Annotated in this window: 18 protein-coding genes and 2 tRNA genes; 6 read left to right on the plus strand and 14 right to left on the minus strand. The window is 36.1% G+C overall.

Annotated features, from left to right (window positions below; translation table 11 throughout):
- Positions 1-4: 4 nt before the first annotated feature.
- A tRNA-Asp gene (locus tag ICJ83_RS02025) sits at positions 5-78 on the minus strand.
- A gap of 130 nt (positions 79-208) precedes the next feature.
- Positions 209-988 carry an SOS response-associated peptidase gene (locus ICJ83_RS02030; protein ID WP_223154567.1) on the minus strand — a complete coding sequence of 260 codons (780 nt, stop codon included), beginning with the start codon at positions 986-988 and terminating at the stop codon, positions 209-211.
- Between the two features lie 141 nt (positions 989-1,129).
- Here ICJ83_RS02030 and ICJ83_RS02035 point away from each other — a divergent pair, with 141 nt between their 5' ends.
- A complete protein-coding gene (locus tag ICJ83_RS02035; RefSeq protein WP_188228684.1) occupies positions 1,130-1,474 on the plus strand; it encodes a hypothetical protein in 345 nt (114 codons plus the stop codon).
- Here the strand turns inward: ICJ83_RS02035 and ICJ83_RS02040 are convergent.
- From ICJ83_RS02040 to dnaE, 7 genes are all read right to left on the minus strand, one after another.
- Positions 1,471-4,173, minus strand: coding sequence for a T9SS type B sorting domain-containing protein (locus tag ICJ83_RS02040; RefSeq protein ID WP_188228685.1), 2,703 nt, complete (start codon positions 4,171-4,173; stop codon positions 1,471-1,473). The two genes, ICJ83_RS02035 and ICJ83_RS02040, sit on opposite strands and share 4 nt — an antisense overlap.
- Positions 4,174-4,486: 313 nt before the next feature.
- A complete protein-coding gene (locus tag ICJ83_RS02045; protein WP_188228686.1) occupies positions 4,487-4,624 on the minus strand; it encodes a hypothetical protein in 138 nt (45 codons plus the stop codon).
- 226 nt (positions 4,625-4,850) lie between these two features.
- Positions 4,851-4,924, minus strand: a tRNA-Asp gene (locus ICJ83_RS02050).
- 79 nt (positions 4,925-5,003) lie between these two features.
- Positions 5,004-5,933, minus strand: a complete 930-nt coding sequence (locus ICJ83_RS02055) for a DUF58 domain-containing protein (protein ID WP_188228687.1) — start codon at positions 5,931-5,933, stop codon at positions 5,004-5,006.
- 96 nt (positions 5,934-6,029) lie between these two features.
- Positions 6,030-6,347 (minus strand): thioredoxin, encoded by a 318-nt coding sequence (gene trxA / locus ICJ83_RS02060; protein ID WP_188228688.1) that lies wholly within the window; start codon positions 6,345-6,347, stop codon positions 6,030-6,032.
- Between the two features lie 219 nt (positions 6,348-6,566).
- Positions 6,567-7,421: a hypothetical protein gene (locus tag ICJ83_RS02065; RefSeq protein WP_188228689.1), complete on the minus strand. Its 855-nt coding sequence runs from the start codon at positions 7,419-7,421 to the stop codon at positions 6,567-6,569.
- A gap of 95 nt (positions 7,422-7,516) precedes the next feature.
- Positions 7,517-11,905 (minus strand): DNA polymerase III subunit alpha, encoded by a 4,389-nt coding sequence (gene dnaE, locus ICJ83_RS02070; RefSeq protein WP_188228690.1) that lies wholly within the window; start codon positions 11,903-11,905, stop codon positions 7,517-7,519.
- Between the two features lie 193 nt (positions 11,906-12,098).
- Between dnaE and ICJ83_RS02075 the strand changes: the two genes are divergently transcribed.
- The 3 genes from ICJ83_RS02075 to rimM all read left to right on the plus strand — a co-directional run bounded on the left by ICJ83_RS02075 (position 12,099) and on the right by rimM (position 14,480).
- Positions 12,099-13,166: a lactonase family protein gene (locus ICJ83_RS02075; RefSeq protein WP_188228691.1), complete on the plus strand. Its 1,068-nt coding sequence runs from the start codon at positions 12,099-12,101 to the stop codon at positions 13,164-13,166.
- Positions 13,167-13,284: 118 nt separating this feature from the next.
- Positions 13,285-13,791 (plus strand): 30S ribosomal protein S16, encoded by a 507-nt coding sequence (locus ICJ83_RS02080; RefSeq protein WP_188228692.1) that lies wholly within the window; start codon positions 13,285-13,287, stop codon positions 13,789-13,791.
- A 164-nt stretch (positions 13,792-13,955) separates the two neighbouring features.
- The gene (gene rimM, locus ICJ83_RS02085; RefSeq protein ID WP_188228693.1) at positions 13,956-14,480 is read left to right on the plus strand and encodes a ribosome maturation factor RimM; all 525 of its coding nucleotides are present in this window, start codon (positions 13,956-13,958) and stop codon (positions 14,478-14,480) included.
- 72 nt (positions 14,481-14,552) lie between these two features.
- Here rimM and ICJ83_RS02090 read toward each other — a convergent pair whose 3' ends face one another.
- Entirely contained in the window at positions 14,553-14,999 is a 447-nt protein-coding gene (locus ICJ83_RS02090) for a DUF2383 domain-containing protein (RefSeq protein ID WP_188228694.1), read from the minus strand.
- A gap of 182 nt (positions 15,000-15,181) precedes the next feature.
- Here ICJ83_RS02090 and ICJ83_RS02095 point away from each other — a divergent pair, with 182 nt between their 5' ends.
- Entirely contained in the window at positions 15,182-15,907 is a 726-nt protein-coding gene (locus ICJ83_RS02095; RefSeq protein ID WP_188228695.1) for a tRNA1(Val) (adenine(37)-N6)-methyltransferase, read from the plus strand.
- A gap of 1 nt (position 15,908) precedes the next feature.
- Here the strand turns inward: ICJ83_RS02095 and ICJ83_RS02100 are convergent, their stop codons facing one another.
- Genes ICJ83_RS02100 through ICJ83_RS02115 form a run of 4 tightly spaced genes read right to left on the minus strand, consistent with a single transcriptional unit; the run spans position 15,909 to position 22,398 of the window.
- Positions 15,909-17,288, minus strand: a complete 1,380-nt coding sequence (locus ICJ83_RS02100; protein ID WP_188228696.1) for a DUF2231 domain-containing protein — start codon at positions 17,286-17,288, stop codon at positions 15,909-15,911.
- A 24-nt stretch (positions 17,289-17,312) separates the two neighbouring features.
- Positions 17,313-18,227: a sugar phosphate isomerase/epimerase family protein gene (locus tag ICJ83_RS02105; RefSeq protein WP_188228697.1), complete on the minus strand. Its 915-nt coding sequence runs from the start codon at positions 18,225-18,227 to the stop codon at positions 17,313-17,315.
- A 9-nt stretch (positions 18,228-18,236) separates the two neighbouring features.
- The gene (locus tag ICJ83_RS02110; protein WP_188228698.1) at positions 18,237-19,706 is read right to left on the minus strand and encodes a DUF1501 domain-containing protein; all 1,470 of its coding nucleotides are present in this window, start codon (positions 19,704-19,706) and stop codon (positions 18,237-18,239) included.
- A 4-nt stretch (positions 19,707-19,710) separates the two neighbouring features.
- On the minus strand, positions 19,711-22,398 hold the full coding sequence (locus ICJ83_RS02115) for a DUF1553 domain-containing protein (RefSeq protein WP_188228699.1): 2,688 nt from the start codon (positions 22,396-22,398) through the stop codon (positions 19,711-19,713).
- A gap of 195 nt (positions 22,399-22,593) precedes the next feature.
- On the opposite strand from ICJ83_RS02115, the gene ICJ83_RS02120 reads away from it, so the two are divergent.
- Positions 22,594-23,772 (plus strand): acyl-CoA dehydrogenase family protein, encoded by a 1,179-nt coding sequence (locus ICJ83_RS02120; RefSeq protein ID WP_188228700.1) that lies wholly within the window; start codon positions 22,594-22,596, stop codon positions 23,770-23,772.
- The last annotated feature ends 34 nt before the right edge of the window (positions 23,773-23,806 follow it).

Consider the following 23,806-nt stretch of genomic DNA (forward strand, 5'->3'; position numbering starts at 1 on the left):
CTTGCGGTCTGGACGGGACTCGAACCCGCGACCTTCGCCGTGACAGGGCGACATTCTAACCAACTGAACTACCAGACCGTTGCTTATTGCGGGTGCAAATATACAATACTTTTTAAATAATTATAATTTTTTTTAATTTTTATAAAAGACTTTTTATGGTCCAAATTTTCTCTAACTATTCTCTCATTTTTTATGCTTTAAAAGTGGTTTAAAACAAGGTATCTAACTCAGGGTAATATACCAATTTAGAAACATCTTTTGTGTTGCCAACATACGCTTTACCTCGTAATTTAGCCACTGTATGTGAAGTTAGTTTATCTTCTGGAAAAGGCTGAACGAGTTGTTCAATCTTTTCCTTATCTAGGTTTATATCAATCCAAAGGTCTTCTTTTTCTTCTTCTAAAATTACAGGCATTCGAGGCCCCTTTAATTTCGGGTTATTATGAATTTTTTCCAATAGCCTGTTAGCCTGAGTCGTGACTATGGTAAAACTATGCCATTGTCCACCCATTTTATTTTGCATAATCGTATACAACCCTGCAAGAGCCAATGGTTTCATATCTTTTCGATAAATGAAATATGGATAAGTTTTATTACCTAAATGATGATGCTCATAAAAACCATCAACATAAATGAGACACCTGTGATGTTCGGCCGAATTTTTAAACGCTGGTTTTTCAAAAATTGTTTCTCCTCTTGCATTTAAGGTTTTATTCCAAATTTGCTTTACATCTTCTTCATCACGCACCCAATCTGGAATCAAACCCCATGTAGCAACCAAAGGAAAGTCTGGATTTTCACTAGTATAAATAAACATTTCGGGGTGACTAAACCCTGAAGCATGATAGATTGGCAAATCTGTTAGTGGTACTAACTTTTCAATAATTTCTTCGACCGCTTGCAAATCCCCCTTGCGTTTTGCTCGTTTTAACTGAGATTCTAAAGATGCTTTTATATCGTAACACATAATTACAGTTACTTTATTCATTTAAAATATAACCACTACACCCTAACCACCACATTCATAAAGAATTAAAAGGTATCCAAAAAAATCTTAAAAAGATATTATTGGACTATAAACTTCAAATAATGATTTAAATTTAACCATCTTATATTAAAACGTTATGAAATGAAAACTATAAATTTTTTCCGAATAAAAAATTTGGTGATAACCATGTTAGGATTTGTTTTAGTTAACTGTACCGGCGACGACTGGCTTGATTTAAATCTGGATGGATGCGGCTTTTATTCATATATTGAGATAGCCGATAATTGTGATTGTTTAGCTAATCTTGAAACCAATTGCTCTACTACGATTTTTACACTTAAAGAAGAGGAATACCAACGTATAAAAAGTATTTTTGACGAAAGCGACCAAACTTGTATAGAAATCTCGGGAACAGATTTTAAAGGTGATAAATTTAGCGGTTTCGCACAAATCCCTTTTGTTGATTATTGCCACTCGTTTTTCTAATGTTTAAGCGTAAAGTGCCCTTTAAAAATTCTTCCATCTTCTAAAACTACACTAAACCAATAATCGTCTGCAGGAAGTAACATCCCATTAAAAGTTCCATCCCATCCTACTGATTCCGGTCGTAATTGTTTTAAAACCCGACCGTACCTGTCGTAAATCATAACATCACTTTTGGCTTGAAATTGACCATTTGCACCTTCTATTTTCCAAGTATCATGCAACCCATCGCCATTTGGAGTAAAATACTTTGGAAAACCAATAACCGAAACTTTTACTATACTTATTCCGCACCCTATTTTGTCTCTGATATAAACCGTATGAATTCCGGGTTTAACATTTTCAAAAACCGGATAATCTTGATATGTTTCAGCATCATTTAGAGCAAATTCATAAACTCCAAGCCCCAGTTTACTCGTGTTAATGGTTATAGAATTATTATTGGAAACATCTATTACCGAGACATCATTTATATCAATTATGGCCTGCTGCGATTTTTTCACAATTATTTCGCTGGTTCTTGAACACTGTAAACCACTTGTATTTGATATTGTTAAAAAATAAGTCCCTGGCTCTGTTACCGTTATTGTTGGTTCACTTGAGATTAAAGAACCGTCTTCATGAGTCCATTGGTAATCATATCCTTCATTCGCATTAAGCTCTTCAGGATCTAAAAGCAAAGCAAACGTAGAACTAGATGAGCAAACTATTTGGGGAGATTCCAAAATATACTCTGGAGGAGACTCTACTTCTAACACCAAATATTTACCAAGCCCTATACAATTATTGTTTATTTTATTCTCTACTCTAACATAAATTTCCTCTCTGTAAGGATGCGCTTCATTTTGATAATTGATAAAATCTGTAATCGGATTCACTTCAGATAGCGCGTCAAGCTCACTTCTATAAAAACTTATATCTACGTCGTTTCCTTGGGGCAGAAGCATTCTTATTTCATCCAAAACCGGACTTAAATTAAAAGTTGCAATTCCATCGTACCCTGTTCCATCCAAAACATCATCACAAACGCGTAATTCCTTCAAAAACGTATCCGGAATTTGAGAGGTTGTAACAATTAAATTAACTTGTGTAAGACCGTAACATTGATATTGATTTTCGACCCTAGCCCACACCACATCAGCTCCAACAACCTGATTCAAATATGCCGTGGCAGATATTATGGAGTTTATACCTAAGACTGCTTCATCCTGAGTTTCATAAAAAGAAATTATTTCATCTGTTTGATTTGGTAAAATCTTATCTATGACTTGATTCAAATTAAAGAAACTAATGCCATCTAAATCCTTATCGCATTGCACCAATTCGACATTAGAAGTCACATTCGGAGGTTGATAAATCTCAACAGAAAGTATCAATTCTACCTGTTTTGAATCTATAGTTGCCAAAGCTTTAACTTCATAGATACCTGAGCCAGAAAATACATGTGTAGGATTTAACTCTGCCGACGTATTTTCATCTCCCGAATTTGCATCTCCAAAATCCCAAGTTATCGCATCCACACTTCCTTTTAAATAAAAATTTGTATCCGTGCCAAAACAACCTCCAGAGTAACTTATAAAAATGGTATTATCAATAGCATGTATATATTGCGGTAAACCAGCTTCACTTCGTTTTCCTTCTAATGAAAAACCTACTCTTTCAAAATTACAACCTATGCCTTTAACATTAGGATTATGAATAACCGACAAATATTCTGTATCTACATTTGCCGCATAAATTTTACGATCTGGAGCCAACTGTAATGCTGTAAGTTGCGTTTCATATTGATTCAAGGAATTATCAAAAACCAGAGTTTTGCTTTCATTAATTGCCGTTATATTCTGTTCTGTAATATCATATTGGTAAATATCTCCAAACCATAAAAAATTCTTGTAGGTCACATATAACAGATTGCTATCAGGCGAAAACTCGACACCATACGATTCCAAATCCAACATTACGGTGTTTGAAACTGTTCCCGTGTAGATATCGAAATCGCATAAAAAAGTACCCGAAGCAACTCCCGAAATTGCCATTTTTTCTCCATTGGGTGAAAACTTGATACAGTAACTTCCGGTATAATTATTCGCACCACTCAAATTACTTACCACTGGTGAGGCATTAACCCCATCTGTAGAAACATTAAAAGCAAGTACTTTATTTGAATTATACGCTTTTGTTACGACCCAAACCTGATTCGCGTTTACATTTATCAATGCAGATAAACCTTCAAAAGCCGTTTTTGCTAACGGAATATTTTTATTCTCAGTCACAGCTCCCAAACCATTATCCAGTGTCATATCTACTTCCGAATATTCGAGTCCATATCGGTCAGATTCAATAGCATCTGTTGTAAATATGTAATACTCGTTAGGGAACCCTGGCTTAGGAATTATAATAGCCGAATTGGCACTGGATTCATGCCCATGTAACCCCGTACCATTCAACATAATTTTATGATTTTTGTTCCATACCGTTCTTCCATCGGTATAAAAAAGTACCGCGCCATTTTGCGAACAAATCGTTGCACAACCCTCTCCAGTTACTAATCTACTATCAAATAAAGCCACAGGTCTCCCATCGTTAAAATCGACACCTGCCTGATTTCCAAAATACCAAATATTACCCTCTCCCTGACCGTGAATAAGATTCAGGAATAAAAGAAAACCAATAAGAAGTTTTATTTTAAAACAACCACTCATAACCTTTTTAGCAATTTTTTTAGGTTGGATTAGGTAAGAAACGGGTTATTGAAGATACGAAAAAAAGACGCATTATTGATAAACCTAGAAACAATAAACGTTGTCGCCGTTGATAAGGTTATTAAATTAAATAATCGATGAAAGCCTTTCATTGGAGGACTATTTAACCCATTTATAACAGACAATAACCTAATTCGTTTATAATTGGAATACACCACAAAACAAAAGGATGTTCTTTTTAGTTAAGAAACCAAGCTTTTAAATTGTATTCTCAATAATTACAAATGACGGAATTATTTAAAATACTATTATTCTACATGGCCTTTCTAATCCTATTCTGCGCAATAGGAACAGGACTTTCAATAATAATCTCTAAATGGACAAATAATCCTTTTAAAATAATATTTGAGAACGTAATCAAACCTGTAATAATAGCTTCGCCTATATTCATTTACCTATGTTTACCCAAAAAGCTTAGAAAGAGATTTAAAATTTGGAAAGGTTTGCTTTAAAAACAAAAAAGCATCCCGATTTTCTGTTAAGAAAAAAGGAAAGCCTTTCATTGGAACACCAAATAATTTTGGTTTTCACTACTACTCCCAACGAATGTTGGGAACAACACAACTTCTTTATATTGCCAAAAAAAGCCCTAATCTCTTAGAGCTTCTGCAATCTTGCGGTCTGGACGGGACTCGAACCCGCGACCTTCGCCGTGACAGGGCGACATTCTAACCAACTGAACTACCAGACCGTTGCTGTATTGCGGTTGCAAATATACACTCCTTTTTATTTACCACAAACAATTTTTTAATTTTTTTTAAAAAAATCTGCTAAGCGAATTTTTTACGTTCCACCAAATACGTTAAAAGCACTTGGTTGAAATCGTTATTAACATCTACTTCAACATATTTTATATTATATTTCAAACAATTATACTGAACTTCCTTAAAAAATGAAGATACAGCTTCGTTGTAATTATTTTTTATGGTGTCGGCGTACAGATTAATAAACTCACCTGTTTCAACATCTACGAAGCGCTTTGGTTTATTATCAAAATTAAAAAGTAACTCTTTTTGCTTATCGAAAACATGAAACAAAATTACTTCGTGTTTATTATATTTTAAATGACGAAGTGCTTCAAATAACTTTGAAGGATTCTCGGCGGCCTGTAACATATCGGTAAATAGAAATATTAAGGATCGTCTGTGAATCTTTTCGGCTATTTGATGTAAAAAGGTGTAAGTATCGGTAGTTCTTTTTATCGGTTTATTTATTACTACATCAGATAATTGGTTCAATAACATTTGGTGATGTCGCTCACTGCCCTTTTCTGGCGCATAATAATCGTAAGCATCACTATAAATACTTAAACCTACTGCATCGCGTTGCTTTTTTAATATTTCCATTAAAGCAGCCGATGCTAAAGCCGAATATGCTATTTTATTTAAATTATTTATAGAAAATTTAGACATGTTAGGATAATGCATAGAACTACTATTATCCAAAATGATATGACATCTTAAATTTGTTTCGTCGTCGTAACGTTTGGTATATAATTTATCGGTTTTAGCATAAAGTTTCCAATCGATGTGTCGGGTACTTTCTCCCTGATTATAAATTTTATGTTCTGCAAACTCTGCGGAAAATCCATGAAACGGACTTTTATGCATTCCGGCAATAAACCCTTCAACAACCTGCTTCGCCAGCAATTCCAGGTTTTTAAAACCATCTGCTTTATTAAGTTCGTTTTGTAAATTCATATGCTTTTTATGCTTTCTTTAGAAAAGATAGACCTAAAATAAAAAAGGTTTGCCATTAACAGCAAACCTTTTTAAATAATCTTTATATTTTTCAGACTATAAAAGCGAATCAATCGCTTCAGTGTAAGCGTTTTTAGGCGCTACACCAACTTGTCTTCCTACTACTTCTCCGTTTTGAAAAACCAATACAGTTGGAATATTACGTACCCCATATTTAGCAGCAAATTCTTGGTTAGCATCAACATCTACTTTTCCTACTACCGCTTTCCCTTCGTACTCTTCACTAATTTGTTCGATGATTGGTCCAACCATTCTACAAGGTCCACACCAAGCAGCCCAAAAATCAACCATAACTGGTTTATCACTTTTTAATACCGTTTCTTCAAACGTTGCATCTGTTATTTCTAATGCCATAATATTTATGTTTTAATTGTAATACTTTTTAATTGTACAAAATTAGTCAAAAAAACTCCTAAAGCTTACAAAGTAACAATTTGTTTTATTTATAATTGAATTGTTTAAGCTTATTTTAAGATTTTTTTAGAACACATAAACAGCAACGAATTAAAATCGTACAAAAAAGCTTTGGTAGGTAACGAAGATTTTAGTCTAATATATAATTATGTTGGAAACTTAATGAGGTCTTTTTCTTCCAATGGTTATTTCGGTAACAACACCTTCAGCATCAGTTTTTGTTGCGATATTATCACAAGTCCCATCGCCGTAATCTACGGTAACAGCACCTTCTGAGGTTGTATAGGTTTTAGCACCTGAAGCTATAAATCTACAATCGGCCAGTTTAACAAGTGGTTTGGTAATTTCAACTGTAAATGTAGCTCCTGTGGCATCTGTAAAAGTTGAAGAACCTGTTATGGTTTTTTCGTCGTCAAAACAAGAAAAAGTATCTCCTCCTGCGGTAATTTCAACAGTTTTTGAACCAACTTTAGTGAATGTACCTTCATCGGTAACTATACTAATATCGGAGGTACTATTAAATTCCGGATTTCCGTTATCGTTTTCAGATATATAACTAAAGGCTCGCGTTCCATTAACAACATAACCGTTAACAGTTAAATCTTGAAATGTTATGGTTTTATCTTTTGCTAAATCGGTGAGTGAACGTACTTTAATAATGGTTCCGGAAATGATATTTCCGTTATGGTCTTCGCATCCACCGTTAAATACAATGGTTGTTGTAACAACATTATCGATAATTTCAATTGAAAAGTCGACACAATCGTTAAAAAACTCAGATTCTCCACGATGAGATTCCTTACTAAATTCACTTGTTTTAGACGCTAATGAAATGCCGAATGAAGCATCCGAATACAGGGTAATATCATCTAAAACCGATTCTACATCTTCAATAATAATTGCAGAATTAACACTTTCTAAAGTCGAAAGGTTTTCTTCTGGAGTTACATCTTCGTTGTTACAGGCAACGACACCTAAGCACGCTAGTGCAAACAAAATTTTTACTGTTTTCATAATAGACATTTTTGTTAAGTATAACACCAAAGGGTGATATATATTATAACAGTCTTGAAATAAAATTTCCTACCATGAATTGTAAAAAAACCTGTTTAATTTAATTTAAATTTTACGTGCTCACTTTCAAGTTCGCTAATCAATTCCTGACATACTTTTATTTTTTGCCGGCGACTTAACATATTAAGTTTTATTTTTTCGACGTTATCGTAAACAACAAAATTTAACGACTGATTCCCCGGATGCATATCAATGAGCTCTTTAAGCCTTAAAATTTTACTTTCTTTTAGATCCTCGATTGCCAATTGTATGGATAGTTTTTTAGCATAACTCTCCATGACATCGTGTAACAACTGAAAATTATTAAACTGCAAACGTGGATCGCTTCGCTTCCCGGTATCTTTATTGATCCAGCCTTCGCGAACAAAAGTTTTTACAAACACAAAATTGTTATGCATTAAAAAGTGCCTGAATTTTAAATATTCTTCCCCAAAAATCCTGAATTCGAAACTATCGTTATAGTCCTCAATGGTAAACATGGCCCAGCCTTTTCCTTGTTTACTAACGCGGTGTTGCACATCGGTAACTACGCCACCAAAAACCAATTCGCGATTTACATAAGGTTCCAGCGTATTAAAGAAACTTAAATTGGCATTACAAAACGTTCGCAGTTCTATTTTGAAATCGTCAAGCGGATGACCCGATATATAAATACCAACGACCTCCCGTTCTTTGGCTAGTTTTTCCATGGTTCCCCATTCTTCACATGGCGGTACCTGAGGCTCTTCAATTTGAACTTCGCTCGCTTCACCAAACAAACTTACTTGAGCCGAATTTTCATTTTCCTGATGTTTATTTCCGTATTTAATGGCCTTTTCCAAGAAAGTGATACCATCGCCTTCATCATGAAAATATTGTGCCCTATGGGTATTTCCAAAACAGTCGAAACCTCCTGCCAGGGCTAAGTTTTCAAAAGCTTTTTTATTGGCAGCTCGCAAGTCGATGCGTTTCGCAAAATCAAAAATAGATTTATAATGTCCGTCTTTTTTACGATTTTCAACAATAGTCATTACCGCGCCATGTCCAACACCTTTAATGGCTCCCATACCAAAGCGCACCGCATTGTCTTTATTTACTGAGAATTTATAAAACGATTCGTTAACATCGGGACCAAGCACATCCAGCTTCATACGCTTACACTCTTCCATAAAAAAGGTTACCTGCTTAATATCGTTCATGTTATTAGACAGTACCGCCGCCATGTATTCAGCTGGGTAATGCGCTTTTAAATACGCTGTTTGGTAAGCAATCCAGGCATAACAGGTGGAATGCGATTTATTGAAGGCGTAACTCGCAAAAGCTTCCCAGTCTTTCCATACTTTTTCGAGAACCTTAGCATCGTGACCATTAGCACTCGCCTGATCGATAAACTTAGGTTTCATTTTATCAAGTACGGCAATTTGTTTTTTACCCATCGCCTTACGCAATACGTCGGCCTCACCTTTAGTAAACCCTGCTAACTTTTGCGACAGCAACATTACCTGCTCTTGATATACCGTAATACCATAGGTTTCTTGAAGATACTCTTCCATGGCAGGTAAATCGTACTCAATCTCCTCGTCACCGTGTTTTCTGCGAACGAAAGACGGAATATATTCCATGGGTCCCGGACGATACAAGGCATTCATGGCAATTAAATCTTCGAATACCGTTGGCTTTAAATCGCGAAGGTGTTTTTGCATACCGGGCGATTCGTATTGGAACACCCCTACCGTTTCTCCACGTTGGAATAATGCATAGGTTTCTTCATCATCTAACGGAAAAGTCTCAGGGTCTAATTGAATACCGTGCTTTGCTTTTACAATCTTAACCGTATCTTTAATCAAGGTTAAAGTTTTTAACCCCAGGAAATCCATTTTTAGTAGCCCAGCTTCCTCTACTACCGAGTTGTCGAACTGCGTTACATATAAATCGGAATCTTTGGCTACCGAAACTGGAACGAACTTGGTAATATCGTCGGGCGTGATGATAACCCCACAGGCGTGAATACCCGTATTACGCACCGAACCTTCCAAGACTTTCGCCAGATTAACCGTTTCGGAATCGAGACCTTCGCCATCGGCAATATTTAAAAGCTCATTTACTTTTTCAAGCTCTTCGGCACGGAATTTATCGGCTAGGCCTTTTTCATCTAAAGCGAAAATTTTATTCAGCTTAGACATATTCGGAATTAGCTTCGCAATGCGATCGGCATCAAACAAAGGTAAATCGAGAACACGAGCCGTATCTCTAATCGACGACTTTGCCGCCATGGTTCCGTAGGTAATAATCTGAGCCACTTGATTGGCACCATATTTTTGAATTACATAATCCATCACCCGGCTTCGACCTTCATCATCAAAATCGATATCGATATCGGGCATACTAATACGATCTGGATTAAGAAAACGCTCAAAAAGCAAATCGTACTTCATGGGGTCTATATTGGTAATCCATAAACAATATGCCACTACCGAACCTGCTGCCGATCCACGCCCCGGCCCCACCGACACATCCATATTTCGGGCCTCACGAATAAAATCTTCTACAATTAAGAAATATCCTGGATACCCTGTATTTTCAATAACCGACAATTCGAAATCTAGACGCTCGGTTACTTCTTCACTCAATGGTTCGCCGTAACGCTTTTTAGCGCCTTCGTACGTTAAATGACGTAAATACGCGTTTTCTCCGCGTTTTCCGCCATCAACTAAATCTTCTTCATGTTTAAATTCGTCTGGAATACCGAAAGCCGGAAGTAAAACATCTCGTGCCAATTCAAAAGGCTCCACTTTATCAATAACCTCTTGAATATTACTTATAGCATCAGGCACGTCTTTAAATAAAGTCTTCATCTCTTCTGAAGACTTAAAATAATATTCTTGATTAGGCAGACCGTAACGATAACCACGACCACGGCCAATAGGGGTTGCCTGCTTTTCACCATCCTTTACACACAATAAAATGTCGTGTGCATTGGCATCATCCTTTTCGCAATAATACGTATTATTAGTAGCGATAAGCTTCACATCATGCTTTTTTGCAAAATCAATTAAAACCGTGTTCACACGATTTTCATCTTCCTGATTATGCCGCATAATTTCGATATACAAATCATCGCCAAACTGTTCCTTCCACCACAATAAAGCCTCTTCGGCCTGATTTTCGCCTATATTTAACACCTTACTCGGCACCTCACCGTAAAGGTTACCCGTAAGCACAATAATATCTTCTTTATACTGTTCAATAAGTTTTTTATCGATACGCGGCACATAGTAAAACCCATCGACAAACGCATGCGACGACAGTTTCGCCATATTATGGTAGCCATTTTTATTTTTAGCTAACAATACGACTTGATAACCGTTATCCTTTCTGGTTTTATCTTTATGATCTTCGCAAACAAAAAATTCGCAACCAATAATTGGTTTTATTTCTTTTACTTCAGTGTCTTCGCCATTCTCAAGAGCTTCGGCTATTTTAGCTTTAGCTGCTTTATTATGTGCACTTACCGCTTTTACAAAGTGAAAAGCGCCCATCATATTACCATGATCGGTTAATGCCACAGCTGGCATATTATGTTTGGCTGCCGCCGAAACCAGCGCCGAAACACTGATCGTAGATTGTAATATTGAAAACTGCGAGTGATTGTGCAGATGAGCAAATTCCACTTCCTTTAATTCGGAAATGTTTTGTTTTATTTCTTCCGAAGAAATCTGCGTGCCTTCAGCCTTTTTTAAACGCTCACGAATTTTAGCACTTTCCTGCTTAAGGTTAATATGCTTTAATCCAATAAGATCAATTTCCTTAGGATTAGCTTCCTTAAAATTCTGAAAGTAGTCTTCTTCAACATCGAGAGCTTCCTTGGTAAATTCTTCTAAACGAATTAACTCCAGAAAACAACGTGTCGTTGCCTCCACATCGGCTGTGGCATTATGCGCTTCGGCAAAAGGTTCGTTAAATAAATATTCGTGTAATTCGGTTAATGTTGGTAATTTGAATTTACCACCACGGCCACCAGGAATTTTACATAATTCGGCAGTATGTTCTGTACAGGTGTCTAAAACCGGAAGTTCTTGCAACATATTAGCCATCTCGCCACGAACAAATTCGGCTCCCATAATATTCAAATCGAACTTTACGTTTTGTCCGACTATAAATTTGGTTTTACCAAGCACCTCGTTAAACTTTTCTAAAACCTCAACTAAGGGTACACCTTGCTCCTGAGCCAGTTCTGTTGAAATACCATGTATTTTTTCAGCATCATACGGAATATTAAATCCTTCGGGTTGCACCAAATAATCTTGATGATCGATACAGTTACCCATAGCATCGTGCAACTGCCATGCAATTTGTATACAACGTGGCCAATTGTCGGTATCTGTTATGGGAGCATCCCATCGTTTAGGTAAACCTGTAGTTTCTGTATCGAAAATTAAGTACATAAATATCTGTCTATCTGTTGATTTAGTTATACGATGTAACGTATAAATGGAGTGTATAAAAATACACAGAAAATAAAATTCTATGAAGTAAAGTTATAAAGACTTTTAAACAAAAATCAGCTAAAACTTATTTAATAAATTTACATTTGAATACACTTAAATTAAACCCTATTTTTGAATTAAACCCCTAACCATGAAACTTTTTATTAGCCTGATTTTTGCGATCTCATTTGCGCCTTTAGCACTCTGCCAAAATATAGATATGTATTTAGGCACTTTTACCGATGGTGACAGCAAAGGCATTTACAAACTACAATTTGACACCATACAAGGGACTTTAAGTAATTTAAAACTCATTGCTAAGGCCGAAAGCCCATCGTTTTTAGCATTTTCACCAGATAGAAAATTTTTATATGCTACTTGCCGAGACTCAAACGGCATCATCTCAGCTTATAAAATAAAAGATAACGATAGTTTAGAACTTATAAATTCTGTTGATAGTCATGGAGCAAGCCCTTGCCATGTCGCTATTAATGACAGAGGAAACAAACTTGCTGTGTCTAATTATACAGGTGGAACCATGGCTTTATTTGATATAAACTCAGACGGAAGTCTTACCGAAGCTTTACAAGTATTCAAACAAAGTACTGATATAGAACCTTCTCATGCCCATTCAGCCCATTTTATTAACAATGATTTATTTGTAGCCGACTTAGGAAGAAATTCGGTATTTCAATATGAAAAAAGCGATGTAAGCGATGGCTACAAACTAAAAACAGAATCAATCGTTTCCATGCAAACAGGAGCAGGGCCTCGTCATTTCACCTTTACAAAAGACCACAAATTCTTTTATATAATCAATGAACTTAACAGCAGTGTTACTGTTGCCAAAAACACCAAAGATGGCTTTAAACTCATTGAACACCAATCTACCCTTGATGACGAATTTAAAGGCGAGAGTTATTGTGCGGATATTCATTTAAGTCCAAACGAACAGTATTTATACGGCTCCAACCGAGGTGAAAATTCGATTGTAGTTTTTAAAAGGCAACTCCATAATGGTAGACTTAAAAAAATTCAGACCATATCCGTTGAAGGCGACTGGCCCAGAAACTTCTCTATAGACCCCACGGGAAACTTTTTACTGGTTGGCAACAGAAGAACCAACAACATAAGTGTTTTTTCAATCAACAAAAGAAACGGCAAGCTAAAGTTTTTAAATAGCTTTAACGCTCCGAGCCCTGTTTGTTTATTATTCTAAAAACACACTGAAAAACAACAGTTTAAAAAACACCTTTTAGTATTGGAATTTAAAAAAATGTAGTATCTTTGCACCCTCATTAATAACCGAGGTCGAGAACCTCAAATAATTAATTATTATGCCTGTAAAAATTAGATTACAAAGACACGGTAAAAAAGGAAAACCATTTTACTGGATCGTAGCCGCTGATTCGCGTGCAAAAAGAGATGGTAGATACTTAGAAAAATTAGGAATCTACAATCCAAACACTAACCCAGCAACAATCGAGTTAAATGTTGACGGTGCTGTAACTTGGTTACAAAATGGTGCACAACCAACCGATACTGCTAAAGCTATTTTATCTTATAAAGGTGCTTTACTAAAAAACCATTTAGCTGGCGGTGTTAGAAAAGGTGCTCTTACCGAAGAGCAAGCTGAAGCAAAATTCCAAGAATGGGTTGAAGCTAAAGCTGCAAAAGTTGGTTCTAAAACTGAAGGATTAGCCAAAGCTGAAGCTGAAGCTAAAGCTAAAGCATTAGAAGCTGAAAAAGCTGTAAACGAAGCACGTATTGCTGCTCAAGCTCCTGTAGTTGAAGAAACTGAAGCGCCTGCTGAAGAAGTAGAAGCTTCAAACGAAGAAGAATAAAAAACTATTTTTTTATACTTTTAAAACTCCGATAGCTTCTATCGGAGTTTTTTATGCAAAAAGCTTTACCTTTTTTGCGAGATGCCGAGTGTTCTAGGCAGATATTAAACTTGAACCCATATTAAAATCCTGAATAACATTCAGGAGGACAAAAACTAATTGTCATGAAAAAAGAAGACTGCTTTTATTTAGGTAAAATTGTAAAAAAATACAGTTTCAAAGGAGAATTACTCATAAAATTAGATACCGACCAACCAGAATTATATTCGGATCTAGATGCTATGTTTCTAGACATAAACCATACATTAATTCCGTTCTTCATCGAATCTTCTCAGCTTCATAAATCGGATTTATTAAGAATTCGGTTTGAAGATGTTGAAACTGAAGCCGACGCCGAAGCACTGATAAAAACCGAAGTGTATTTACCTTTAGACCTTTTACCAAAGCTAGAAGGCAATAAATTTTATTTTCATGAGGTTATTGGGTTTACTATAGAAGACAAAAATTACGGAACTGTCGGTAAAATTGTTTCTATTAACGATTCTACAGCGCAATCCCTTTTCGAAATAGAGAGTAATGGGAAAGACGTTTTAATTCCAATGAATGATGAATTTATTGTAAAAGTGGATAGAGACAATAAAACCATTATTGTAGAAACCCCTGAAGGTTTAATAGACTTATATCTTTAATCTATTTTTATTTACCCCATAAAAAAAGCGAGACTTTAACGAGTCTCGCTTTTTTTTATATGTTTTTTGTCCTTAGTAAGCCAAATCTAATTCACGTGTTAATGCCTGAATTGAACTTTGAATATCGTCACGCTGTTTTTCTAATAATTTACAGGTCGACAAGTCTAAATTAGGCTCCATTAACAATTGATTATACATATCGACACTTTCTAGCTTTAATCTATAAATTTCACTTAACAATCCGGTTTCATCTTTAAACGCGACTAAGTTTCTAAAATTTCTCCAGATTTCATAAAAATTAGAACTTAATCCCGCTGGCTGATCACTTTTCTCTTCAATTATATCCATTTCGGCCTTAAGATCAAGTGAAAACTTTTGACGCTCCTCACTACGTTCTTTAAAAAAACGTTTTAAATCTTCGTTATCGATCGCTTCCATCGCTTCTAGATATACCTTTTCAACACCATCGTTAAAAACTAAAAGCTCCTTGACTTTATAAAATATTCTACCTGCATTCATACTAAAATCTTTTTCTTTTTCATTTTTTTAGAGCGATTAAAGAAAATCGTTCCATACTATTCATAACGTACAAAATTACGACTTATTAAAAAACAGCTTATTTTTTTAACACAGTTTAGTATTTTTGCGTGCATTTTATCGATAATTCAATGCGCTCTTTTATTTTTTTTAACAATTTCAACATGTCAAATAAACCATTCCAATTTAAAGAGTTCACTATTAATCAAGATCGCTGCGCCATGAAAGTGGGCACCGACGGCGTGCTTTTAGGTGCTTGGGCTCCTGTTGAAAAACATCCTTTTTCAATATTAGATATTGGTGCTGGCACAGGAATTATTGCGCTTATGTTAGCTCAGCGAAGCCATGCAGAACTCATTGATGCCCTTGAAATTGATGATGACGCTTATGAGCAATGTGTTGATAATTTTGAACAATCACCCTGGGGAGACCGCCTGTTTTGTTATCATGCTTCGTTAGAGGAATTTGCCGAAGAAATAGACGATAAATACGATTTAATAGTTTCTAACCCGCCATTTTATTCTGAAGATTATAAATCGGATAACGAACAACGGGATTTAGCAAGATTCAGCGATGCCATGCCATTTCAGCATTTAATTGAAAGTGTATCGAAACTACTATCTGAAACAGGTAAATTTTGCGTTGTTATTCCTTATAAAGAAGAAAACAGTTTCATCGATCTGGCCTCAAAAGTAAACTTACATCCAAAAAAAATATTGCATGTAAAAGGCACAGCTAATTCAGCAATTAAACGTAGCCTTTTGAATTTCTCTTTCGGCGAAAGTATAGCTGAACCTATCGAAAAATCTGAATTGATTATTGAAACACAACGCCACCAATATACCGAAGATTATATCAATCTTACGAAAGATTTCTATTTAAAGATGTAGCTTATTCAAGGCCAGAAAACACCTCAACTCCATTTAATTCGTTGGTCAACCTATTTATCCCTTTCGGTGTAAGTTTCGTTTTCCATACGTATAATTTTTTAAGTGCTGGCAACCTTTTAATACTTTCAATACCCGCATCAGTTATCGCATCTCCATATACGTTAAGATACTCAAGATGCTTTAAGGATTCTAAGGCTTTTAACCCTTCATCATCCAAGTTTGTATTCTGAATTTTTAACTGTGTAAGATTTTCAAATTGACCCAATTTAGACACTACCTGTGGTGACAAATCTATATTTGAAAAATTTATCCAGATGATATTAGACCTTGCATGTAATAGTTGATTCATCTTTTCTTCAGAAATGGGTTCAGGGTTATACACCGAATAACTAACCTCTAGTAAGTTACTATTATTAGCAACGGTTTTTATTTTGAAACCTGCTGCTCTTATGTCTTCAATAATTTTATTATCGATTTCAGCCAAATCTAAACTTTCTACAAAAGACTTTTTTAACCCGATACCTACCGTTTGCAAACTGGATTTAATTCTGTCGGTAAGGTTTAAATCGGTTAATTTCTTATCAAAACTTAAACCTTCATTTATCCACCATGCTACCAACTGTACTTCTTCCTTGGTAAGCGGCGTTCGGCCTTCGGTTGGCATAAATTCTTTATGTTCTGGATCTAGAGTTATACGCCTGAATAATTCGCTATTTTCAGCATCTCCAGCTACGAGTACAATGCCATTCTTTCCTCCTTTTAAAATATTTTCGGGCGTAGTAAGCAATAAGTCACCTTTAGATTTATCGGCGTTATGACACACATTACATTTGGCATCAAAAACTACACTTATAACATCCTGATATACTAATGCTGAATCTAAATTGGTAATACGTTTACGTTCAGGTTTCAATCCGGCTAACGTACGAATTGGAGTTGGTGCATATTCCAACAAATACGTAGAGCCATGTGTTAAATTACCTCCATTATGACCTGCAATAAACATAAGGCTCGTTACTGCAATTACAAAAAACAAATAGCTTCTTTTTACCCAGTAAACCTTACCTTGATAACGTTTTATAAAAAACAGCAGCAACGATATACATGTCATGGCAATAGCTGTCCACTTATGAATATTTAAAGTAGATTCGTTATATCCGCCACCAGATGCCAGCATTAATCCTAAAATTATGGCTACAATTCCTGATATAGCTCCTGCAAAATAAGCGTAAGAAATAGCAGGTTTTAATTCAACTTTTTGTTTTAATGAAACGATTTCAAACAATAGAGCCAAACTGATAAAACCAATAGGCAAATGGACTATCATGGCGTGAAATCTGCCGAAAAACTGATATAAATTAGATTCTAATAAAAAGGTCATTGAAAAATACAATTTACAGGCATTTTATAAATAACGTTTACGCCATTCATTCATCATATGTACATTAATTGCCCATTGGTCGGCTAATGGTTGTTTTGTATACGGCATACTCCACATATAGTTAGCAGGACCAAATTCGGTCGTCATGGTTAAAGGCTCCCCGGCTTGCTTTTTGTAATTAACTATGGTATCCCACCAGGCATAATGTGCATTAACCGCCCTTTGCCATTCAGGCGCACGGGGTTCACTAACTTGAGGCCCTTCTTCATGCCCAATTCTGGAATGCACATGCCCCACGCGCTTTAAGGCCTTTTCGACAGCTTGCTTTTGATCTGCTAACAAACTTTCGGATACGGCACACCAATGTGAAATATCTAATGTTAATTTTAGGTCGGGAACCACATCAATAAATTCCTCGCAAACATGTGCCGCATACAACATACGCCCACGGTGCGTTTCCTGATAAATTGGTATACCCGATTCTTTTGAAGCGTTTACCGCAAACTCTATAAGCAACTTTTTTTGCTGAAACGACAGGTAGTCTTTTCCGGCGTGGCAGTTAATAAATTCTGGTTTTTTAGAAATCACCTTCTGCAAGTTTTCAGCGTAACTCTTTTGATGCGCATCAAATGTATTTCCTCCACTACCTGCTAACACACCAAGTTTTAGGTTGTACTTATCTAAGGCCTCATATAAAGCATTTTCATCGACTTCATTTCTGGGAAACCATTCTTCAATACCATCGTAACCTTCCTTTTTAACTTGCTTACAATAATCGTCTATAGAACCTTTAAAACCCCATCTTGTGGCAAAAATGTTTAGAGAAAATCCTTCTTTAGCTTTTACATTATTAGATTCTGGCAAAGTCATACCATGAAGTAAAATACCTGCTCCAGCCGTACTTGCTGTTGTTAAAAACTGACGTCTTGTTTGTTTCATTGAGTTTGTTTAGATGAGTAAATCTTTTACCACATGCCCACTAACATCGGTAAGTCTAAAATCTCTTCCTTGGAAATTATAAGTAAATTTTTCGTGATTGATTCCTAATTGATTTAAAATCGTGGCCTGTAAATCGTGTACATGCACTTTATCTTTGATACCGTAATAACCAATTTCATCGGTTTCACCATAGGTAATCCCGCCTTTAATACCGCCGCCCGCCATCCAAATCGTATAGGCTTCGGTATGATGATCTCGACCGTAAAAGGGCATTTCGATACCACCACGATTTTCCCGCATTGGAGTTCTTCCAAACTCGCCACCCCATACCACTAGGGTATCTTCTAATAGTCCGCGTTGTTTCAGGTCTTTTATTAAAGCCGTCATAGGTTTATCAATTTGATCACACTTAGCCTGCAAACCTTCATTTAATGAACTTGCTTTATTGGTTCCATGCATATCCCAACCCCAATCGTAAAGCTGAACAAACCTAACGCCCTGTTCTACAAGACGTCGTGCCAACAAACAATTATTAGCAAATGATGCTTCTCCTTGTTTAGCGCCGTACATCTCGCGAATATAATCGGGTTCTTTTGAGATATCGGTAACTTCGGGTACAGAAAGTTGCATTTTAAACGCCATTTCGTATTGTGAAATACGCGACAACGTTTCGTCGTCATTAAATTCTTTGTATTCACTTTCATTAATATCATTAATCGCTTTCAACGATTTCTGACGAATATCACGGCTCATCCCATTTGGATTAGATACATATAAAATCGGATCTCCCGAATTTCGGCATTGTACCCCTTGATATTCTGAAGGCAAAAATCCACTACCCCAGGCATTTTTCCCGGCACTTGGGTTTTTACCTCCAGAAATCAACACCATATAGCCTGGTAAATTTTCATTTTCAGATCCTAGCCCATAGGTTACCCAAGCGCCTATACTTGGTCTTCCAGCTCTGGCACTTCCGGTTTGTACCAAAAGTTGTGCAGGCGCATGGTTAAATTGATCGGTATGCATCGATTTTACAATGGCTACATCATCAACAACTTCGCTAAAATGAGGCAGCAAACTTGACAAATAAGTTCCTGATTGCCCATATTTCTTAAAATTGAATTGTGGCCCCAACATTTTTGGTGTTCCCTGTATAAAGGCAAAACGTTTACCTTCTAAAAACGACTGCGGACAATCTAATCCATTTAGTTTTTGAAGCGTTGGTTTATAATCGAACATTTCAAGCTGCGATGGCGCTCCTGCCATATGTAAATAAATAACCCGCTTGGCTTTTGGTAAAAAATGCGGCAAATTTAATGGGTTAACATTTACTTGAGTATTATTGCTTCCAAACATATACTGAGGCCCCATTAAGGAAGCTAAGGCAATACCGCCTAAACCTGTAGTGCATTTTTTTAAAAAATGTCTTCTGGTTGTATATTCTAACTGTCTTTTTCTTGCTTCGTTAAATAAATCCATAGTATTAATTTTTAACGATAAATTCATCGAGATTCATCAAGGCATTTACCATAACTGTTAGCGATGCTAACTCTAAATTATCAGCATTTACCAAATTATAAGCTTCTTCTTTATGTTCTAAATAGTAGTTCTGCGTATCGTTTAATAAATTTAGTAACACCTTGCTTTTTTCAGAAGCAATTGGTTTTCCTACCACTTTTTGATAAGCAGTTTCAACTTTCTTTTTATCATCACCTTCCATACTTTCAATTTGTTTTGCCAAATTTGTCGCTGCTTCAAAATAAACAGGATCGTTTAATGTTACCAAAGCCTGTATTGGCGAATTGGTATTGATTCTTCTGGATAAACAAAATTCGCGTTCTGACGCATCAAAACTAATAAAGGAAGGATAAGGGCTTGATCGACGTAAATAGGTATAAACACCTCTTCTGTAAGCATCTTCACCTTCACTGGTATTCCAACTTTCGTTATTATAAACTACAGACCAAATACCTTCAGGCTGATAAGGCATTACACTTGGCCCATACATTTTGTCGCTTAACAAGCCTGAAACAGCCAAGGCCTGATCACGAATCTGCTCTGCTGAAAGCCTAACTCTAGGATGTCTAGCCAACCATTTATTCATTGGGTCTTTTTCTTTTGCTTCATTAGACACAACAGCACTTTGTTTGTATGTTGCCGACAATACGATGTTCTTTACCAAAGTTTTCATACTCCAGTTCCACTCGTGAGTAAATTTAAGTGCTAACCAATCTAATAATTCCGGGTGCGTAGGTTTTTCACCCAAAGTCCCAAAATCTTCTGAAGTTAATACAATTCCTCTTCCAAAAATATTGGCCCAAAAACGATTTACTATAACTCGTCCCGTTAAACAATTATCTTCGCTCACCAACCATTCTGCTAAATCTAATCGGTTTTTAAATTCTTTTTGATTTGTATTAAATAACTTTGGAATATCCGTTTGAACCGTATCTCCCAAAACTAGCCAATTTCCACGATCGAAAACCTGAGTTTGCCTACTAAAATCACCAGATTTATCGACCATAACTGGTGTTGAATGCACATAACGGGTATTTAACAGGGTATCTATTTTATTATAGATTTCATGGACTATTTCTTGATCTTCATCAACAATTTTTGGCCCCAATAAAAACCCATCCAAATAGAACATATAATCTTCAGAGCTACTATCTATCTCAAAAAACAAATCGGCTTTTTTAGCTGTAGTTTTAATCGACACGGGCTTATTCATAAAGCCTCGAGTTTTATTTAAAACTGTTTTTCCGATGATTGCACCATCAAGACTATCTTGTCTTACAATGAAGTTTGCCGTTTTATTGTTTCGTTGATTATAATTTATATAAATTCTATCGACATTACTCAGACTTACATTTTTTAGTTGAATGCTGGCTTCATTATAAACCATCATATAATCCTGATCGCCTCTATTATAATGTGTTGTATTTTGGGATTGATTAAAATCTTCTGGTCTGATTTTCGGCTCCTGAATTCGAACAAATTTCTCCCATTTATCTGCCTCGGTTTCCGAAGACACTTTTGAAATCCATTGTTTTACTGCTTCTAATTTTTCAGTGTTTAAACTATCGAAATCGCGATAAACTGGATAATCTCTGGGACCATCCCAATCTGAAGTATTATTAAAAAAGGCATACGAGGTGTAAAACTCTTCATGCCGAATCGGATCGTAAGGATGGCTATGACACTGTACACAGGACATGGTAGTCGATTGCCAGACTTCCCAAGTTGTATTCACCCGATCTATGGTTGAAGACACACGGTATTCTTCATTCTCTGTACCGCCTTCAGAATTGTTGAGTGTATTTCTATGAAAAGCCGTAGCGATATATTGATCTTCTGTTGGATTTGGAAGTAAATCTCCTGCTAATTGCTCTATAGTAAACTGATTAAAAGGCATGTCATCATTGAATGCTTTAATTACCCAATCCCGATATTTCCAGATTTCTCGTTTTCCATCCTTTTCATAGCCTCTCGAATCGGCATACCTTGCCAAATCCAGCCACATGCTTGCCCAATGTTCGCCATATTTAGGCGACTGCAATAAAGTATCAACCAAAGCCTCATAAGCCTGTTCCGAAGGATTTGAAACAAAAGCTTCAACTTGAGATTTAGTTGGAGGAATGCCTGTAATATCGAGATACAATCTCCGTACTAAATCGTAAGCATTAGCTTCTTCATTAGGGCTCAAATCATGGGATTCCATTTTATTAAATATAAAATAATCAATAGCACTGTTCCCCCAATCCATATCTTCTTGATCTACTTCAGGTAATTTTGGCGGTAAATAAGCCCAGTGTTCCTCCCATTCGGCACCTTGTTGAATCCATTTCTTTATGATTTCAATTTCCTTCTTCGATAAAGGATCAGATTCCAATGGCATTCGCAATTCCGGGTCCTTTTCTATGATTCTGGCAAACATTTCACTTTTTTCGGGATGACCTGGTAGGATACCAATTTTTCCGTTAGCCGTTTTACCCAAGGCATTTTCCCTAAACACAAGTCCGAAGCCTCCAGACTGTTTTACACCGCCATGACAACTAATACACTTTTTATTTAAAATGGGTCTTACTGAAGCATTAAAGTTTACTTTATCCTCTTTACAAGATGTAAAAAAGATAAGAATTAATAAAAAATAACAATAATGAGATTTCAAGTAATTTATATTTTAGATGTTGAACAATTTTAACAAATTATCATGAATTTAACATGTAAATTTCATTTAAAAACATGGAAATTTTTAATATTATCCAAGTAAAAGCCAAATATTGAATTAAATAATAATAATTTCTTAGAAATAACGTATTTTTATTACAGATTTTTCACAGCTAATTATTAAAAAAATTCAACCATGAAGCCCGATTTATTTGAAGCTCCCGATTATTATAATCTGGACAAATTACTGACAGAAGAACATAAATTGGTTAGAGCAGCAGCCAGGTCGTGGGTAAAACGAGAAGTATCTCCAATTATTGAAGACTACGCGCAAAAAGCAGAATTTCCGCAACAAATCATAAAGGGTTTAGCCGAAATAGGCGCTTTTGGCCCCTATATTCCCATGGAATACGGTGGAGCTGGTTTAGATCAGATTTCTTATGGCTTAATTATGCAGGAAATAGAACGTGGCGATTCTGGTATTCGCAGTACGGCTTCGGTACAATCCAGTTTGGTTATGTATCCTATTTGGAAATATGGCACCGAAGCGCAACGCCAAAAGTACTTACCAAAATTAGCTACTGGCGAATGGATAGGTTGCTTCGGGTTAACAGAACCCGATCATGGCAGTAACCCTGGGGGCATGGTTACGCATTTTAAAGATATGGGAGACCACTATTTATTGAATGGTGCTAAAATGTGGATTAGCAATGCCCCGTTTGCACAAATTGCAGTGGTATGGGCGAAAGACGAAAACAACCGTATTCACGGTTTAATTTTAGAACGCGGTATGGAAGGATTTTCTACTCCAGAAACCCATAATAAATGGTCTCTACGAGCCAGTGCAACAGGCGAACTTATTTTTGATAACGTTAAAATACCGAAAGAAAATATATTACCAAATAAGTCTGGCCTTGGCGCACCATTAGGATGTCTGGATTCTGCGCGATACGGCATTGCCTGGGGTGCAATTGGAGCGGCCATGGATTGCTACGATACTGCGCTCCGATACAGCAAAGAACGTATGCAATTCGGTAAACCCATAGGACAGTTCCAATTACAACAAAAAAAATTGGCAGAAATGATAACTGAAATCACGAAAGCCCAATTATTAACCTGGCGATTGGGGGTATTAAGAAACGATAATGAAGCCACCTCTGCACAAATTTCAATGGCCAAAAGGAACAATGTTGAAATGGCTATTAACATTGCGCGAGAAGCCAGACAAATACTAGGAGGCATGGGGATTACTGGAGAATATTCCATTATGCGTCATGCCATGAACCTAGAAAGCGTGATTACATATGAAGGCACACACGATATTCACCTTCTAATTACGGGACTGGATATTACAGGCTTGAACGCCTTCAAATAAACAACCCTTGCCTTTTTAGCTAAATAGTTTATAA

The sequence above is a fragment of the Aestuariibaculum sediminum genome, from assembly GCF_014596945.1.
Lineage (GTDB): Bacteria > Bacteroidota > Bacteroidia > Flavobacteriales > Flavobacteriaceae > Aestuariibaculum > Aestuariibaculum sediminum.

Excerpts from the sequence above, each read along its gene's own strand:
- rimM (WP_188228693.1), top strand. The coding sequence starts at position 13,956 with ATGAAAAAAGAAGACTGCTTTTATTTAGGTAAAATTGTAAAAAAATAC.
- dnaE (WP_188228690.1), bottom strand. The coding sequence starts at position 11,905 with ATGTACTTAATTTTCGATACAGAAACTACAGGTTTACCTAAACGATGG.
- ICJ83_RS02035 (WP_188228684.1), top strand. The coding sequence starts at position 1,130 with ATGAAAACTATAAATTTTTTCCGAATAAAAAATTTGGTGATAACCATG.
- trxA (WP_188228688.1), bottom strand. The coding sequence starts at position 6,347 with ATGGCATTAGAAATAACAGATGCAACGTTTGAAGAAACGGTATTAAAA.
- ICJ83_RS02110 (WP_188228698.1), bottom strand. The coding sequence starts at position 19,706 with ATGGATTTATTTAACGAAGCAAGAAAAAGACAGTTAGAATATACAACC.
- ICJ83_RS02105 (WP_188228697.1), bottom strand. The coding sequence starts at position 18,227 with ATGAAACAAACAAGACGTCAGTTTTTAACAACAGCAAGTACGGCTGGA.
- ICJ83_RS02095 (WP_188228695.1), top strand. The coding sequence starts at position 15,182 with ATGTCAAATAAACCATTCCAATTTAAAGAGTTCACTATTAATCAAGAT.
- ICJ83_RS02075 (WP_188228691.1), top strand. The coding sequence starts at position 12,099 with ATGAAACTTTTTATTAGCCTGATTTTTGCGATCTCATTTGCGCCTTTA.
- ICJ83_RS02080 (WP_188228692.1), top strand. The coding sequence starts at position 13,285 with ATGCCTGTAAAAATTAGATTACAAAGACACGGTAAAAAAGGAAAACCA.
- ICJ83_RS02090 (WP_188228694.1), bottom strand. The coding sequence starts at position 14,999 with ATGAATGCAGGTAGAATATTTTATAAAGTCAAGGAGCTTTTAGTTTTT.
- ICJ83_RS02040 (WP_188228685.1), bottom strand. The coding sequence starts at position 4,173 with ATGAGTGGTTGTTTTAAAATAAAACTTCTTATTGGTTTTCTTTTATTC.
- ICJ83_RS02065 (WP_188228689.1), bottom strand. The coding sequence starts at position 7,421 with ATGAAAACAGTAAAAATTTTGTTTGCACTAGCGTGCTTAGGTGTCGTT.
- ICJ83_RS02055 (WP_188228687.1), bottom strand. The coding sequence starts at position 5,933 with ATGAATTTACAAAACGAACTTAATAAAGCAGATGGTTTTAAAAACCTG.
- ICJ83_RS02120 (WP_188228700.1), top strand. The coding sequence starts at position 22,594 with ATGAAGCCCGATTTATTTGAAGCTCCCGATTATTATAATCTGGACAAA.
- ICJ83_RS02045 (WP_188228686.1), bottom strand. The coding sequence starts at position 4,624 with ATGAATATAGGCGAAGCTATTATTACAGGTTTGATTACGTTCTCAAAT.
- ICJ83_RS02030 (WP_223154567.1), bottom strand. The coding sequence starts at position 988 with ATGAATAAAGTAACTGTAATTATGTGTTACGATATAAAAGCATCTTTA.
- ICJ83_RS02100 (WP_188228696.1), bottom strand. The coding sequence starts at position 17,288 with ATGACCTTTTTATTAGAATCTAATTTATATCAGTTTTTCGGCAGATTT.